This is a genomic window from Reyranella sp. (assembly GCF_965279465.1).
Lineage (GTDB): Bacteria > Pseudomonadota > Alphaproteobacteria > Reyranellales > Reyranellaceae > Reyranella.
The window spans coordinates 5,217,416-5,232,532 of record NZ_OZ257242.1 but is presented as its reverse complement, the minus strand read 5'-3'; the positions used below and the strand labels follow the sequence as shown (position 1 = coordinate 5,232,532).

At 65.1% G+C, this 15,117-nt stretch carries 13 protein-coding genes and 2 tRNA genes; 7 read left to right on the top strand and 8 right to left on the bottom strand.

Translation table 11 applies throughout. From position 1 onward, the window contains the following. Positions 1-9: 9 nt before the first annotated feature. Positions 10-1,107 (bottom strand): choloylglycine hydrolase family protein, encoded by a 1,098-nt coding sequence (locus ACQY8M_RS25570; protein ID WP_428661506.1) that lies wholly within the window; start codon positions 1,105-1,107, stop codon positions 10-12. Between the two features lie 257 nt (positions 1,108-1,364). Here ACQY8M_RS25570 and ACQY8M_RS25565 point away from each other — a divergent pair, with 257 nt between their 5' ends. Next, complete coding sequence (locus tag ACQY8M_RS25565) at positions 1,365-2,141, top strand: hypothetical protein (RefSeq protein WP_428661503.1); 777 nt, start codon at positions 1,365-1,367, stop codon at positions 2,139-2,141. A 23-nt stretch (positions 2,142-2,164) separates the two neighbouring features. On the opposite strand, the gene ACQY8M_RS25560 is transcribed toward ACQY8M_RS25565, so the two are convergent. Further along, positions 2,165-3,346 (bottom strand): Rieske 2Fe-2S domain-containing protein, encoded by a 1,182-nt coding sequence (locus ACQY8M_RS25560; protein WP_428661500.1) that lies wholly within the window; start codon positions 3,344-3,346, stop codon positions 2,165-2,167. A gap of 125 nt (positions 3,347-3,471) precedes the next feature. Between ACQY8M_RS25560 and ACQY8M_RS25555 the strand changes: the two genes are divergently transcribed. From ACQY8M_RS25555 to ACQY8M_RS25540, 4 genes are read left to right on the top strand one after another with little or no spacing between them, the layout of a single operon-like run. Further along, a complete protein-coding gene (locus tag ACQY8M_RS25555) occupies positions 3,472-4,377 on the top strand; it encodes a DMT family transporter (protein ID WP_428661498.1) in 906 nt (301 codons plus the stop codon). A 16-nt stretch (positions 4,378-4,393) separates the two neighbouring features. Further along, a complete protein-coding gene (locus tag ACQY8M_RS25550; protein ID WP_428661495.1) occupies positions 4,394-5,557 on the top strand; it encodes a CaiB/BaiF CoA transferase family protein in 1,164 nt (387 codons plus the stop codon). Further along, positions 5,554-7,098 (top strand): acetyl-CoA acetyltransferase, encoded by a 1,545-nt coding sequence (locus tag ACQY8M_RS25545; protein ID WP_428661492.1) that lies wholly within the window; start codon positions 5,554-5,556, stop codon positions 7,096-7,098. The genes ACQY8M_RS25550 and ACQY8M_RS25545 overlap by 4 nt, the downstream gene beginning before the upstream one ends. Before the next feature lie 7 nt (positions 7,099-7,105). Continuing rightward, a complete protein-coding gene (locus tag ACQY8M_RS25540; RefSeq protein ID WP_428661489.1) occupies positions 7,106-7,939 on the top strand; it encodes a phytanoyl-CoA dioxygenase family protein in 834 nt (277 codons plus the stop codon). Here the strand turns inward: ACQY8M_RS25540 and ACQY8M_RS25535 are convergent. The 5 genes from ACQY8M_RS25535 to ACQY8M_RS25515 all read right to left on the bottom strand — a co-directional run bounded on the left by ACQY8M_RS25535 (position 7,909) and on the right by ACQY8M_RS25515 (position 13,850). After that, on the bottom strand, positions 7,909-8,370 hold the full coding sequence (locus tag ACQY8M_RS25535; protein WP_428661486.1) for a GNAT family N-acetyltransferase: 462 nt from the start codon (positions 8,368-8,370) through the stop codon (positions 7,909-7,911). The genes ACQY8M_RS25540 and ACQY8M_RS25535 overlap by 31 nt on opposite strands. Next, a complete protein-coding gene (locus tag ACQY8M_RS25530) occupies positions 8,367-11,045 on the bottom strand; it encodes a valine--tRNA ligase (RefSeq protein ID WP_428661483.1) in 2,679 nt (892 codons plus the stop codon). Before ACQY8M_RS25530 ends, ACQY8M_RS25535 begins: the two co-directional genes overlap by 4 nt. Positions 11,046-11,115: 70 nt before the next feature. Continuing rightward, positions 11,116-11,697 carry a DUF2497 domain-containing protein gene (locus tag ACQY8M_RS25525; RefSeq protein ID WP_428661480.1) on the bottom strand — a complete coding sequence of 194 codons (582 nt, stop codon included), beginning with the start codon at positions 11,695-11,697 and terminating at the stop codon, positions 11,116-11,118. Continuing rightward, complete coding sequence (locus ACQY8M_RS25520; RefSeq protein WP_428661478.1) at positions 11,694-13,109, bottom strand: TolC family outer membrane protein; 1,416 nt, start codon at positions 13,107-13,109, stop codon at positions 11,694-11,696. The genes ACQY8M_RS25525 and ACQY8M_RS25520 overlap by 4 nt, the downstream gene beginning before the upstream one ends. Positions 13,110-13,190: 81 nt before the next feature. After that, positions 13,191-13,850 (bottom strand): protein-L-isoaspartate O-methyltransferase family protein, encoded by a 660-nt coding sequence (locus ACQY8M_RS25515; RefSeq protein ID WP_428661475.1) that lies wholly within the window; start codon positions 13,848-13,850, stop codon positions 13,191-13,193. A 128-nt stretch (positions 13,851-13,978) separates the two neighbouring features. On the opposite strand from ACQY8M_RS25515, the gene ACQY8M_RS25510 reads away from it, so the two are divergent. Further along, positions 13,979-14,052: transfer RNA gene (locus ACQY8M_RS25510), tRNA-Cys, on the top strand. Between the two features lie 97 nt (positions 14,053-14,149). Continuing rightward, positions 14,150-14,224: transfer RNA gene (locus tag ACQY8M_RS25505), tRNA-Asn, on the top strand. A 94-nt stretch (positions 14,225-14,318) separates the two neighbouring features. On the opposite strand, the gene ACQY8M_RS25500 is transcribed toward ACQY8M_RS25505, so the two are convergent. Continuing rightward, complete coding sequence (locus tag ACQY8M_RS25500) at positions 14,319-15,053, bottom strand: SDR family NAD(P)-dependent oxidoreductase (protein ID WP_428661472.1); 735 nt, start codon at positions 15,051-15,053, stop codon at positions 14,319-14,321. Positions 15,054-15,117: the final 64 nt, after the last annotated feature.

The window sequence follows — 15,117 nt, the reverse complement described above, 5'->3', positions numbered from 1 at the left end:
CCTCTCCGACTATTTGATCAGTGCCTTCGTTCCATCGACGCCCTTCGGATAGGGCAGCGCCGAGACAAGCACCGACGCAGGCTTGTCCTGCGCAAAGACCTGGTTGAGATCGAGCGTCAGATAGGTGGTGCGGTGATCGTAGTCGGTGATGATCAGCCGGTTACCGGTCAGGTCCTTGATGGCGATCCACTGCGTGTAATCCGACACGATCTCGTTGCCCGCCTTCGACTGGGCGATGCCGAGCGGTATGTCCACCGTGTTCAGGATGTGGCCGACGAGCTCGGTTGCCTCGTCCACATTCCTGGGCTTTGTCGAATAGTGGCGCAGGAAAGCGGCGCGTACGAAGCGCGATGGCGGCGTGTAGTCGCCCGGAATGCCGACGAGTCCCCCTCCCTGACCGAGTGCCGTGACGTTGGTCTCCCCGATGCGCAGGGAGCCCGCGGCCACGGTTGAGAGACTGAGGTAATTCCGGACATTGGAGAGATGCCAGTCATAGGTCGGCGCATTGGTCAGCACGCGCGCGGCATTGTCGAAGATTCGCTGCTGACCGTTGACGAACTCGACGACGATGCTGGCGCCGCTCTTGTCGGTGAAAGCGAAGTGCAAGGTCGGTGGCGTCGGACCGCTCTGCAGCGTGTCGTCCGCCCACACCTTGATGCCGGGCAGCGCCTGGCGCAGCTCGCCGACGGTCGCGAACTGGCCGAGAGCCCATGCGCCAAATCCGAGGATCGAGACATAGCCTTTATCCTGCGGCATCACTGTCTGATATTCGGTGAAGCCGGGAAGGAAGTTTCCACTCATCCCCAGCCCGGCCGAGTTCTGGCCTTCGAGCAGAGTATCGCCCGGGATGATCCCCGGCTTGACCCCGACCACGGCGTATTTCGACGTCACCGTCACGGTCGGAAGCTTGAGAGCCGGCGTCGCCGTCATCGCCAAGGAGGTTCCCTTGGGAAGGCTGACAAGGGTCCACTGCATGTCGAACGCCCATTCCATCGTCCGTCCTGCGACGACGGAGCCATCGGCAGCGACCATATCGACGGCTGTGCAAGCCAGCGCGGCATTGAAAGTTGCAGCGACGGCCGCTGTGGCAATGATTGCTTTGAACATCGCTTCACTTTCTTCTACTGACGCTCGGTCGAGTTCTCACTGCGAGGAGTTGTATGCGAAGATGCGGTGAGAATGACATGACCAAACGAATTTCCCGCAGCCCTATTGGCGCGCTTCTGCTGACAGCGATCTCTGCCTTATCGCCCCCTTCCTTCGCGCAGACGACTGCTGCCGACCCGGCGGCGAAGCTGGCTGTGGCGTCCCCGCAAGAGAGGGAGTGGTCCTATACCTTCACGCCGTACGCTTGGCTTACCTTCATGTCGGGGAGCCAGACGGTCAAGGGCCGAACCGTTCCGGTCGACACCAATGTTTTCCAGCTGCTCGAGAGGAGCCAGTCGCTCGTGCCGTTCATGGGATACTTCGAGGCGCGCTACCAGGATCGCCTCGGACTATTCGTCGATCTGATGTACGCCAACATCACTGCCGGAGACTCGGCCACCAGGAACTACAATATTCAACCGGGCGTCGACCTGAACGTAAGGGCGCGGGCTTCCGTAAACTACGAGAGCCTGACCATCCAGTTCGGCGGCGCCTACCAGGTGGTCAAGGTCGGGCCCGACAGGAGCGCGGAGGGGCCCAGGATGGCGGGCGTGGGCCAGACGGCGTTCGACGTTCTGCTCGGCGGCCGCTACTGGTACCAGAAGGCCGACATCACGTTTGACCTGAATGCCGCATTGAACGTCAACGTGCCGGATCTCGAGTTCTCGGGCGATCGACGAAAGGTGATCGCGCGGTCGGGGAATATCGGTTGGGTCGATCCCTTCATCGGCTTCCGCGTCAAGCACAGGGCCGCTCCAGGGCAGGACCTGTCGCTCGAGGCCGATATCGGCGGCTTCGGCATCGGCAGCCGGATTTCCTATCAAGCGCTGGGCGCCTACCGCTTCAATGTCGGTGCGACCGGCAGCGTCGCCTGGGCGGGCGTGCTGGGCTACCGCGTCCTCTATGTCGACTATATCCGAGGCTCCGGTTCCTCGCTGTTCGAGATGAACCTGCTCCAGCACGGTCCGCTTCTCGGGCTGAGCGCGCGATTCTAGCGCCGCACATCGTCCGGCAGTCGCTAGTCGTCGAGGTACTGCCCGGCGTCGAACTTCACATAGGCGTCCTTCTCGTTGAACGTCACACCGATGGGATCCTTGCCCGCAGCAACAGTGTCGACCTGGCGCTGGAGCAGGATTCGCAGCATCGAGACGCCCTGGTCGGAAGACATCAGGTGCTCCTCGGAGTGGAAGGTGATCGGCCCTTGGCCGACCTGAGCCTCGGCGTCGCCGGGGAACCTCTGGTGCTCCTCCGGCGTGAGCTCGGCCCAGCTCTTGCCATTGTACCGTGACTTGAACCTGGTGAGGTCGCCCTTCTCCCTGACGCGTCCGGCGACATAGATGCGGTAATGCGTGTCGTCGATCGGCAAAGTCCATCCGATCGACTCGACCATGCCATACTGCGCAACTTGCGGGTTCGGCACCACGCGCAAGGTCGGCACGACGGCCTCCGTAACACGCCGAAAGCTCTTGCCATCCGGTCCGGGACGAACCGATGTCGCCTTCACGCCCATCGGGCCGTATTCGAACTTCACCTTCGGGAAAGCCGACATCTGTTCCACGAACTGCGCACCGCTGAAGGAGCCGTGCAGGATCGGCACGTGGTATGGATCGACGACGTTCTCGAAGTGCTGCAGCCAGTTGCAGGGTGCGATCGCAATTCCACCCGAGCCGATGCTCGAATCGTCGGCTTCGACGAACTCGCCAGGCCCCTTGACCTCGAGGCATTCGTAGCGCGGCAGGACCGGCTTCTTCTCCGGTGGCCCGAGATAGGCGAACACCAGCCCATAGCGATCTTCGGCCGGATACCACGGCTGACGCACCCGCGCGCATTGAGGACCGGTCGGATTGGGCTCTGCCGGCATCTCGAGGCACCGGCCTTCGACGTCGAACAGCCAACCGTGATAGCAGCAGCGGATGCCGCGCTCTTCGACCTTGCCGTAGTAGAGCGTCGTGCCGCGATGGCAGCAACGGGGATAGACGAGGCCCGGCCGGCCCTGTCCGTCGCGGAACAGGATGAGCTCCTCGCCCAGGATCTTCACCGGCTGCGGGGTCGCGCCGGCGTCCTCCGTAAGCCCGACAGGATGCCAGTAGCGGCGCAGCAATTCGCCCATCGGCGTGCCGCGTCCGACCTCCGTGAGCTTGGCATTGTAAGTCGGTTGCTCGAGAGAATAAGCCGACCCGGAATCGGTCGCGGCCATCATTCCACCTTCTGGCGGCGGACTGCTGCGTCAAGCCACCCCGCCGCCGTCAAACCCTGTCGCATCGTGAAAAATCTAGATGGCAGACGTCGGCGCGTCGAGGCCATACACTGATGATCGGAGGAAACGTGCCACTCTGGATACCGATCACCATCGCTGCGGCGCTGTGCCAGAACATCCGTACGACGATGCAGCAGAAGATTCGCGGCATCCTGAGCGTCGATGGCGCCAACTTCGTCCGCTATCTCTACGGCGCGCCCCTCGCCCTCGGCATGCTGGCTTTCCTGGTGTTCGGCACGGGCCGGCAGGTCCCGCACATATCTCTGGCATTCCTCGGCCTCGTAACCATCGCGGGCGTGGCCCAGATCGTCGCCACCTCGCTCATGATCCATTCCTTCTCGCTGCGCAATTACGCGGTCGGGACGGTGTACTCCAAGACCGAGACGGTGTTCGTCGCCCTGTTCTCGACCTTCATCGCCCATGAATCGCTGAAGCTCGGTGCGTGGATCGGCATCCTGGTTTGCCTGGGCGGTGTGGCGATCCTGAGCGTGCGCGGCTCCTTCGCCAACGTGCGCTCGGTGCTGGCCGACCTCACACACAAAGGCGCGCTGTTCGGCATCGCTTCAGGGGCGATCTTCGCCGTCGCGGCCGGCACGATCCGCGAAGCCTCCAAGCTGCTGCCCGAGGGCGATTTCATGATCCGCGGGATCACGACGCTCGCCTGCATGAACACCATTCAGGTCGTCCTGATGGCGCTCTATCTCGCGCGAAGGGACCGGCCGCAGCTCGGCAAGGTGTGGTTCAACTGGCGATCGTCGATCTGGGTCGGCATTTTCAGCGTGCTGGGCTCGGCCGGCTGGGCGCTCGCCATGACGCTCGAGAACGCAGCCCTCGTGCGCGCCGTCGGGCAGATCGAGCTGGTCTTCACCTTCATTGCGTCGCACGTCGTGCTCAAGGAACGGCCGTCCGCAGGCGAGTGGATCGGCAGCATTCTCGTGATCGGCGGCGTGGTCCTCATCCTCATTGTCCATTGATGCATCAGGGAAGCCCATGACCAACGCCAATCCGCGTCCGCTCTCAGACGTCCGGGTGCTCGACTTCTCGACCACCATCGCCGGGCCGCACTGCGCGCGGTTGCTGGCCGACATGGGTGCCGATGTGATCAAGGTCGAATCGCCCGAAGGCGACCTGATGCGGAGCCGGCCCGTGCAGCGCAACGGCCAGGGCACGATGTTTGGCCAGCTGAACGCCGGCAAGCGGTCGATCGTGCTCGACCTCAAGAAGCCCGAGGCGATCGCGGCGATCAAGAAGCTGGTCGCCAGGGTCGACATCCTGGTCGAGAACTACCGGCCGGGCGTGATGAAGCGGCTGGGCCTCGACTATCCCGAGCTTGCCAGGATCAACCCGAGGCTCGTCTACGGCGCGATCTCGGGCTATGGCCAGACCGGCCCCGGTGCGGGCCGCCCGGCCTACGCGCCGGTGATCCATGCCTCGACAGGATACGACCGGGCGCATCTCTTCTACCAGCAGGGCCGCGAGCGGCCGGACAATTGCGGCATCTTCGTCGCCGACTACGCTTCGGGCGCCTATGCGGTGGGCGGCATCCTGGCGGCACTCCACCAGCGCGACGTGACCGGCAAGGGCCAGATGGTCGACGTCTCGATGTTCGAGGCGCTGGTCGGCATGCTGCTCGGCGAGGTCAACCGCGCGCAGTTCGATTTCGAGATGCCGTCCCGGCCGATGTACGGGCCGGTCGAAGCCAAGGACGGCTACGTCATGCTCGCGACGGCCAGCGAGAAGACCTTTCAGGACATGGCGACCGCGGCCGGCCGGCGCGATTGGCTGACCGACCCGCGCTTTGAGAAATATGCCGACCGGCGAATGAACTGGGATCAGTTCGTCGACGAATTCGAGCGCTGGTCCAAGACGCTGAGTGTCGCGGACTGCGTCGCGGCGCTGGAGAAGCACGGCGTGCCCTGCTCACCGTATCTCACCGTCACCGAAGCGCTGCAGGACCCGCAGGTCGAGCACCGCGGCACTCTCTGTCCAATCGAGGACAGCGCCGGCAAATACCTCTCGCCGGCGCCGCCGTTCCGCTTTTCCGGCTCCCCGCTGCAGAGCGGTCCCACTGTTGCCGAGCTCGGCCAGCATACGGAAAGCGTGCTGACCGAGGCAGGCCTCAGCCCCGACGAGATCAAGGTCCTGACCAAATGATCGATCCGCGCACACCCATCCTGGTCGGCTGCGGCCAGATCACCGACACCACGAGCCGGCCTTCCAGCGAGCGCTCGCGCGTTGCTTTCTGTGCTGACGCGGCGAAGCTCGCGCTCGAGGATTCTGGCGCAGCGATCGGTGGCCATGCGCTCGGCCACGAGATCGACGCGATCGCCGTGATGGAGTTCTTCAGCGACATCAGCCCGCGCTTCGCCTCGCCCTTTGGCCGCTCCAGTAACCCGCCGCAAAGCGTGGCCCGCCGCCTGCACGCCCACCCGCGGCAGCTTCTCTACAGCCACTCCGGCGGCAACATGCCCCAGTACCTGGTCAACCGCTTCGCCGAGGAGATCGCCAATGGCGAAACCGAGCTGGCGCTGATCTGCGGCGCCGAGCTGCTGCGCAGCACGCAGAATGCGCGCAAGGCCGGCATGGCGATCGACTGGAACGAGGATCCCGGCGGCGAGCCGACCCGCATCGGCGACAATCGCTGGGGCTTCTCCGAGGAAGAGGCGCGGCACGAGCTGCGCGCCGCCATCCACTTCTATCCGCTGCTGGAGAACGCCATCCGCGGCGGACTGAAGCGCGACGTGGCGAGCCATATGACGGCGATGGGCAAGCTGTTCCATCGGCTAGCCGTCGTGGCGAAGGACAATCCGCTGGCGACCCGGCGCGAGGGCTACAGCGCGGAGCGTCTGGCGACGATATCCGACGACAATCGCTGGATCTGCTTCCCCTACCCCCGGCTGATGAACGCCAACGCCATCATCGACCAGGCGGCCGCCGTGCTGGTGACCTCGGTCGGCAAGGCGCGCGAATGGGGCATCCCGCCGGAGCGCTGGGTGTTCCTGCACGGCTGCGCCGACGGCACGGATACCTGGGTCGTGTCGGAGCGTACGCGGCTCGACACGTCCCCGGCGATCAGGGGCTGCGCGCGCATCGCCCTCGACATGGCCGGCAAGACGGTGGCCGACGTCTCGGCCTTCGACCTCTACAGCTGCTTCCCTTCGGCGGTGGAGGTGGCCATGAAGGAGATCGGCATCGCCGAGGACGATCCGCGCCCGATCAGCGTGACCGGCGGCCTGCCCTTCTTCGGCGGACCCGGCAACAACTACGTCACCCATTCGATCGCCGAGATGATGAACGTCGTGCGCGCCAAGCCCGGCTCGTTCGGCATGGTGACCGCCAACGGCAACTATCTGACCAAGCACTCCGCCGGCCTCTATTCGACCGAGCCGACCAGGGGCCCTTGGCGGCGCGAGGATCCGAAGAAGTTCCAGGCCGAGCTCGATGCGCAACCGAAGCAGCGTGTGAACACGGCGCCGAGCGGCACCGGCACGATCGAGACCTACTGCGTCGCGTACGGCAAGGACGCGCCCGAAAGAGGCTACATCCTCGGCCGCCTCGACGGTTCCGCCGAGCGCTTCGTCGCCATGACGCCGAAGGAGCCGGCCCTGCTCGCCGACATGCTGACGAGGGAGCAGCTTGGGCGTAAGGTCGCGGTCGATCAGGAGGACGGCCGAAACGTCTTCCGCCCGATCTGAGGAGACCATGCCCAACGTACTGAATGCCGCGCAAACGGCCGAATTCGCCCAGAAGGGCTTCACCTACGCCCGCGGCCTGTTCACGCCCGACGAGGTCAAGCTGCTGACCGACGCCATGGAGCAGGACCCGGCAGTGCGCTCCAGCATTCTCGACCGGCGCGACGGCGAGGGCCGGTCGACGCGCATCGCCCTCTGGAATCGCGCCGGCGACAGCGTCTACGGCCTTGCAGCACGCTGCGAACGGATGGTCGACACTTCGGCCGGATTGCTGGGTGGCGACATCTATCACTACCAGTCGAAGCTCACGGCCAAGGAGCCGGAGGTCGGCGGCGCCTGGGAATGGCACCAGGATTACGGCTACTGGTACTATAACGGCTGCCTGCGGCCCGACCTGCTTTCAGTCATGATCGCGCTCGACAAGACCGACCGGAGCAACGGCTGCCTGCAGATCGCAACGGGATCTCACCGGCTCGGCCGCATCGACCACACACCGCTGTCACCGACCCAGAACGAGGTCGACCCCAAGCGCATGCCGTACATCCTCGAGCAATGCCCGATCGAGCATTGCGAGCTCGAGGCTGGCGATGCTCTGTTCTTCCACTGCAATGCCATCCATCGCTCCGACGCCAACCGCTCCGCAAACCGGCGGTGGACCCTGCTGATCTGCTACAACCGGGTCGACAACGACACGATCGTCAAGAGCGACGACCGCTATTTCGTGCCGCTCGAGAAGGTCGACGATGGCGCGCTGCTGCGCACCGGGCTGCGCTTCGCCCGGGGCGACAACCAGGAGCACTTTGCGTCGCGCCCCTACGTGCCGGACCTGCGCAAGGCCTCGTAGCGGCGGAAGCGGTATTTCGGCCCGTCGCCTTCGCCGGTCGGTGCGAAGCCGAGCCGGGCCATCAGGCGATGGGAGCGTTCGTTCGGCAGGTCGACCGTGGCGAGGATACGCCCAAGGCCCAACATATCGAAGCCATGCCGCATAGAATGACGTGCGGCCTGCAACGCCGCGCCGCTTCCCCAATGGCGCTCGCTGACCGCGACGATCAGTTCCCGGTCGGCACCGACGGGACGCAGCGCTACCAGGCCGACGATCTCGCCGTCCCGCCGGATCGTCCAGGCATCCTGGGCGGACGCCGCCTCGACATGCTCCTGTGTCTCCGCGCGCGTCAGCTCGAGGTCGTCGAACAGGAAGCGGCGAACCCCGGGTTCGGTGAAGATCGCGTGCAAGGCATCGCCGTCGGCACTTTCGACGGCGCGCAGGGCGATCATGCGCTCAGGCGTTCGAGGGCCGTGCTGAGGCGTGCGCGCGTCTGCTCGGCCTGGGCGCGGCGCTCGCGCTGCTCCTCGACCACCTCTTCCGGCGCTTTCGCCACGAAAGCGGCATTACCGAGCTTGGCGTCGATCTTGACGACCTCGTCGCCCAGCCTCTTGATCTCCTTCTGGAGACGTGCGCCCTCGGCCTTGAGGTCGATCACCTCGCCGACCGGCAGCGCATAGGTCGCCTCGCCGACGACGATCTGCAGCGCGGCCTTCGGCGGGGCAGCCGCCGTCTCGACACCTTCGACTCGCGCCAACCGTTCGATGGCGGCGCGGTGCGTCTCGAGCCGCTTCTGCGTCGTGTCGTCGGCGCCGACCACAAGCAGCTTCAGCTTGGCGCCGGCGGGCACGTTCAGCTCTGCCCGCGCCGAGCGGATGTCGGAGATCAGCTTCACCAGCCAGCCCATCTCGGCATCGGCGGCAGCATCGGTGGCGGCGGGCGCGGGCCACGGCTGTCCGATCAGAGCGCCGTGCGTGGCGCGATGGCCGAGCTTGTCCCACAGCTCCTCGGTGATGAAAGGCATCACCGGATGCAGCAGCTTCACCGTTTCGCGCAGCACAAAAGCGGTGACGGCGCGGGTCTCGTCCTTCTCCGGGCCGTCAGCGCCCTGCACGATCGGCTTGGTCAGCTCGACATACCAGTCGCAGACGATGCCCCAGATGAACTCGTAGAGCGTGGTCGCCGCCTCGTTGAGGCGGAACTCCTCGATTGCCCTGTCGATCGCCTGGTTGGCGCGCGCGAGCTCACCCAGCATCCACTTGTTGACAGTGAGCTTCACCCCTGCCGGATCGAATCCTTCCGGCAGGGCCGCGCCGTTCATCTCGGCGAAGCGCGTGGCGTTCCACAGCTTGGTCGCGAAGTTGCGCGAGCCCTCGACCCTCGCCGGCGTGAGCCGCAGGCGACCGGCCGAGGCGGCCGCGAGCGAGGCCATGGTGAAGCGCAGCGCATCGGCGCCGTATTTGTCGATCAGCTCCAGCGGGTCGATGACGTTGCCCTTGGACTTCGACATCTTCTGGCCCTTCTCGTCCGTCACCAGCCCGTGCAGGTAGACGGTGCGGAACGGCACCTCGGTCATGAAGTGCATGCCCATCATCATCATTCGGGCGACCCAGAAGAACAGGATGTCCCAGCCGGTAACCAGCACCGACGTGGGATAATACTTCGCCAGCGCCGGCGTCTCGTCGGGCCAGCCGAGCGTCGAGAACGGCCACAGGGCCGAGCTGAACCAGGTGTCCAGCACGTCGGGATCGCGCTCCAGCGGCACGTCCTTGCCATAGTGCTTGCGCGCTTCTTCCTTCGCCTCGCCCTCGCTCAGCGCGACGAAGACCTTCTTGTCCGGCCCGTACCAGGCCGGAATCTGATGTCCCCACCAGAGCTGGCGCGAGATGCACCACGGCTCGATGTTCTCCATCCAGCGGAAGAACTCGTCGCGGCCGCGCTCGGGCACGAAGCGGACGCTGCCGTCGCGCGCCGCCGCGATCGGCGCCTCCGCGAGCTTCTTGGCGTCGGCATACCACTGCTCGGTCAGCAGGGGCTCGACCGGCACACCTCCGCGATCGCCATAAGGCACGGAGTGGGTGTGCGGCTCGATCTTGTCGAGCAGGCCCGCCGCCTCCATGTCGGCAACGATCTTCTTGCGCGCGTCGAAGCGGTCCATGCCGCGATACTCCTCCGGCGCGTTCTCGTTCAGCCGCGCGAACCGGTCAAAGATCGAGATCGCCTCGAGCTTGTGCCGCTTGCCGACCTCAAAGTCGTTGAAGTCGTGCGCCGGCGTGATCTTGACGGCGCCCGAACCCTTCTGCGGATCGGAATATTCGTCGGCCACGATCGGGATGCGCCGGCCGACCAGCGGCAGGATCGCATGCTTGCCGATCAGGTGCTTCCACTTCGGATCGTCGGGATGCGCCGCGACCGCGGTGTCGCCGAGCATCGTCTCGGGCCGGGATGTGGCGACGACGATATGCTCGTCGCTGCCCTCGATCGGGTACTTGAAATACCAGAGACTGCCTCTCACCTCGCGCGATTCGACCTCGAGGTCCGAGATCGCCGTCAGCATCTTGGGGTCCCAGTTGACCAACCGGTTGTCCTTGTAGATCAGGCCCTGGCGATAGAGTTCGACGAACACCTTGAGCACCGCCTTCGACAGGCCCTCGTCCATCGTGAAACGTTCGCGGCTCCAGTCGCAGGACGCCCCCAGCCGCCGGAGCTGGCTGGTGATCGTGCCCCCCGAATAGGCCTTCCACTCCCAGACCTTGGCCAGGAACTCTTCGCGGTTCAGCAGCTTCTTGTTGGCATCGTTCTTTGCGGTACCCTCGACGGCCAGGCCGATTCCTTCCGCCTCGAGATTGCGCACCACGACCATCTGCGTCGCGATGCCGGCATGGTCGGTGCCCGGCTGCCACAGCACGTCGTCGCCCTTCATGCGCCGCCAGCGGATCAGGATGTCCTGCAGCGTGTTGTCGAGCGCGTGGCCCATGTGCAGGCTGCCCGTGACGTTGGGCGGCGGGATCACGATGCAGTACGGCGGCTTGGCCGAATCCGGATGCGCCTTGAACGCACCGCTCTGCTCCCATTCCGGGTAGCGGCGGGCTTCGATCTCCTGGGGGTCGTAGGTCTTGTCGAGCATGGGAGGCCTTATAACGAAAAACGCCACGGATTTGGCCCGTGGCGTTGATGGAAGGATCGGGCGCCTGGGGTCAGCGGCGGGTCAGCCGGACAATCTCGCGTTCGACGAAGCGTTCGACCACCGCCGGTAGGTTCTTGTCCAGCCACTCCTTGAGCATCGGCCGGAGCAGTTCCTTGACGATGTCCTCGATGTTGCGCCCGCTCGGGCCCATGCTCGGCCCCGGGTCGTACGCCACGGGTTGCGGTACGGCGTCCTGCACGGCGTGGCTCAACCGGTCGAAGGCGGATGCGGCAAGTCCGGCGGTCCCGGGTTCGACGAGACTCTGATCTGCGGGAGGTTGCTTCATCGAAGCCTCCACAGGAGGAACGGGCTTTGCAGCGGAAACCGATGGCGCTGGCACGGCCGGCTGCGCGAATGCGCTCGACGCCGGAGGAGACGGAGCAACCTTCGGTTCATCGACCAGATCGGTCAGCAAAAGCACGTCTTCGCGCGCGGCCGGCGACTCCGCCGCAACCGGTCCCGGCGGCTGCGGTGCCGGGGTCACAGCCTCACTTGCCCGGGCGCGCGCCTCGTCATCGGAAATGATCTTGCGGATGGAGGCGAGGATGTCGTCCATCGAAGGATCGTTGGCGGGGCCCTTGGGATCGCTCATTTATTGGCCGATCCCCTTGCAGCTCCCGGAGCTACCGGCACCGAGTCGCCGATCCAGCGGGAGCCCACATCCTTATAGTACCTCTCCTCGTCATAATATTCGACGGGCAGTCCGAGTGTGCGAGCGGTCAGTCGGCCGATGCCGGCCAAGACGCCGTAGTAGTTGATCTGAACGTCGCGGCGCGCGGAAATCAGGCTGACCTGCGAATTCAGCAGTTCCTGCTCCGCGTTCAAGACGTCAAGCGTCGTGCGCGATCCGACGAGCGCTTCCTGGCGCACGCCATTCAAGGCAACATCGTTCGCTTTCACCTGGGCAGTGAAGGACGTGACGCGAGACCGTGCCGAGTCGAGGTTGCGCCAGGCCGAGATGACTGTCTGTGCGGCCAGGCGGCGGGCGCTATCGAGTTCGTTGCGGCGCTGGCCGACCAACTCCTTGGCCTGGCGGATCAACGACCATTCGCTGCCGTTCTGATAGATCGGCACGGTCGCCTGCACACGCACACCGTACTGGTAGTACTGATCGTTGGGTACCTGCAGGTCCTGCTGGTACTGCACGAAACCCACCACGTTCACCGTGGGCAGCAACGACGCAATAGCACTGTTCACGCTATAGCTTGCCGCCGTGATGCGATTCTGAGCGCTGACGGCACGCGGACCATAGTCCATGGCGAGCGCAATGCACTCATCCTCGCTCGCCGGCAAGGCGCCGATCAGGGGAAGCTCACCCAGGATTCCCGGCCGCATGCCGGTCACACGCTGAAAGGCGGCTTCATCGACGCGCACCACGGCTTCGGCCTGGACAAGATCCGCCTTGGCCTGCTCGAGACGCGCCTCGGCCTGAGAGACGTCGGTGATGGTAAGCTCGCCGACGCGGAAGCGTTCGCGCGTCGCATCGAGCTGCTGCACCAGCACCCGGACGTTGTTCTTGCGGACGTCGACGATGCCGACGTCGCGAAGCAGATCAGCGTAGGTATTCGCGGCCTGCAGCAGCACCGTCTGCTCGGTGTCCTGCAGCAGCGCGCGCTGGGACTGGATGTTCGCTTGCGCAGACTTGGTGTCGGCCACCGTCTTGCCGCCGCGGAAGAGCGGCTGGGTGACCGATAGCAGCGTAGTCCGGCCGTTGAGGGCATAATAGGTCGCCGCACGCACCCCCGGCAGCGAGTTGAACTGGATTTTGTTGTACTCGACGGACAGCGATACTCTGGGCCGCCAGTTCGCGACGGCCTGGGCCAGGGTTTCGTCCGTCTGGCGCAGCAATGCGCGCTGGGCCAGCAGGTCGGGGTTGCTGTTGTAGGTGGTGGACAGCGCCTCGATCAGGCTCTGCGCCCGAACCGGCGCAGCGGTGGCCAACCCGAGCGCAAGCGTGGTCGCTGCCCCGGCGCAGGCGAGCCTCAGGTGGGGTCGGATACGCATGGAACTACCTTCATATGCATGGACCCTATCACTGCCGGAACCGCAATGGGTAGTCCCCACAACTGACCGGACACGGACTATCTAGAAAGTGAACCGCGGCGGAGCGACAAAACCCGGTAGAGGCGGTGTCCCCGCGTCGAACAGGGGACGGCCCGATGCAACGCCGCCTTCCTTCACCATGAGATGGGCCACGCCCAGCATGCCCGTGGGAGCAGCGATGACGGTTCCCAGCCGGCCGCCCTCGGCGAGCTGGTCGAGGATCGCAGCCGGCACTTTCTGCACGGCGCCTTCGATCAGGATCACGTCGTAGGGGGATTGGGCGGCACAGCCCTCCTCCATCTTTCCGACGACCTGCTGCACGTTGGTGATCCCTAAATTCCTGATGGTCTGCTCGGCCGTCCCGGCGAGTTCGGCGTCTGCCTCGACCGCCACTACGGCCTTCACAAGCCGTGCCAAAAGGGCCGCGCCGTAGCCGGCGCCCGACGCAACGACCAGTGCCTTGTCCTCCGGCTGGGGCTGCAGGGTCTGGAGCAGGCGCGCCAGCACCATGGGTTCCATGAGGAAGCGGCCTTTCCCGAGCGGCACGTCGTCGTCGGCATAAGCAACCGACTGGAGCCCTGCTGGCAGAAAGCGCTCCCGCGGCAAGTCGCCGATCGCGGCCAGAAGCTGCGCGCTGGTGACGCGGTTGGGCCGAAGCTGGCCGTCGACCATGTTGCGCCGCGCGAGCACGAAATCCGTCATCGACTCTCTGCCCCCAATGATTGGATGTTTATAGGCGGCGTCCCACAAGAGCGTCAAAGGCCGCCGCGTCGCGGGCCCGCTTGACCGTTCCCGCGCACCATGCGTATAGCACCGCCGTTCCTCGCGCCGGCCTGGTGGCAGAGTGGCTATGTAGCGGACTGCAAATCCGTCAATGCCGGTTCGATTCCGGCCCAGGCCTCCACGCGACGGCAGTGGATTTACACTCTTGCCTCGCAAGGGACGCTCTGCCAAAAGACCCAGCCTCGCAGGCCGAATACCGCCGGCCGCGACCGAGTTTTTCCGGAGTAGCTCAGCGGTAGAGCAGGCGACTGTTAATCGCCGGGTCGCAGGTTCGAACCCTGCCTCCGGAGCCACTGTCTTTCGTACGCTACGGCGAGCTGATGCCGCCGCAGCGTACGAAAGGGCAATGTGGATGAGGGCTTGCCTCACACTTAAAGGCCTGTCTCCTCAGACCTGCGCCAAGCCGCCGTCGACGAATACCTCGCCTCCGGTCATGAAGCTGCTGTCCCCGGACGCCAGGAAGGCCGCTACGGCCGCGGTTTCAGTCGGATCTCCCATGCGTCCCAGCGGGGTGGTGGCGCCCATCGCCTCCATCGCCTCCTCGCCCATGACCTCGATCGCCAGTTCCGTTCTCGTCGGCCCGGGCGAAAGGACATTGACGCGGATGCCCGTGCCCCGCAGGTCGAGCGCCCAGCTGCGCGCCAGATTGCGGATCGCCGCCTTGGTGGCGCTGTAAACGCTGAACTGCGGTGTCCCCATCACACCCGTGCTGGAACCGACGAGGATTATCGACGCTCCTGCTGACAGCAGCGGCAGGGCTTTCTGCACCGTGAACAAGGTCCCTTTCACATTGATGTCGAAAGTTTCGTTGTACTGTTCCAGCGTGATCGTCCCCAACGCGGCCTGCCCCCCGGTGCCAGCGTTGGCAAACAAGATGTCGAGCCCGCCCCGCTCCGCCTTTACTGTCTCGTAGAGCCGATCGAGGTCAGCCAGGTCGGCTACCGAGCCCCGCACCGCCCGGGCGTTGGGTCCCAGCTGCACAAGGGCGGCGTCGAGCGCCTTCTGCCGCCGTCCGAAGATGTAGACGAACGCCCCCTCTTCGACGAACCGTTTCGCCGTCTCCAGACCGATGCCGGTTCCGCCGCCGGTTATCACAGCCGTCTTATTTTCCAGTCTTCTCATGAAGTGCTCCTGCATTGAGGTTGCACACAGCTGGTGTGTCTACATACCTATTGGCAAGTATGCA

Excerpts from the sequence above, each read along its gene's own strand:
- ACQY8M_RS25570 (WP_428661506.1), bottom strand. The coding sequence starts at position 1,107 with ATGTTCAAAGCAATCATTGCCACAGCGGCCGTCGCTGCAACTTTCAAT.
- ACQY8M_RS25565 (WP_428661503.1), top strand. The coding sequence starts at position 1,365 with ATGTCGGGGAGCCAGACGGTCAAGGGCCGAACCGTTCCGGTCGACACC.
- ACQY8M_RS25560 (WP_428661500.1), bottom strand. The coding sequence starts at position 3,346 with ATGATGGCCGCGACCGATTCCGGGTCGGCTTATTCTCTCGAGCAACCG.
- ACQY8M_RS25550 (WP_428661495.1), top strand. The coding sequence starts at position 4,394 with ATGACCAACGCCAATCCGCGTCCGCTCTCAGACGTCCGGGTGCTCGAC.
- ACQY8M_RS25545 (WP_428661492.1), top strand. The coding sequence starts at position 5,554 with ATGATCGATCCGCGCACACCCATCCTGGTCGGCTGCGGCCAGATCACC.
- ACQY8M_RS25540 (WP_428661489.1), top strand. The coding sequence starts at position 7,106 with ATGCCCAACGTACTGAATGCCGCGCAAACGGCCGAATTCGCCCAGAAG.
- ACQY8M_RS25535 (WP_428661486.1), bottom strand. The coding sequence starts at position 8,370 with ATGATCGCCCTGCGCGCCGTCGAAAGTGCCGACGGCGATGCCTTGCAC.
- ACQY8M_RS25530 (WP_428661483.1), bottom strand. The coding sequence starts at position 11,045 with ATGCTCGACAAGACCTACGACCCCCAGGAGATCGAAGCCCGCCGCTAC.
- ACQY8M_RS25525 (WP_428661480.1), bottom strand. The coding sequence starts at position 11,697 with ATGAGCGATCCCAAGGGCCCCGCCAACGATCCTTCGATGGACGACATC.
- ACQY8M_RS25520 (WP_428661478.1), bottom strand. The coding sequence starts at position 13,109 with ATGCGTATCCGACCCCACCTGAGGCTCGCCTGCGCCGGGGCAGCGACC.
- ACQY8M_RS25515 (WP_428661475.1), bottom strand. The coding sequence starts at position 13,850 with ATGACGGATTTCGTGCTCGCGCGGCGCAACATGGTCGACGGCCAGCTT.
- ACQY8M_RS25500 (WP_428661472.1), bottom strand. The coding sequence starts at position 15,053 with ATGAGAAGACTGGAAAATAAGACGGCTGTGATAACCGGCGGCGGAACC.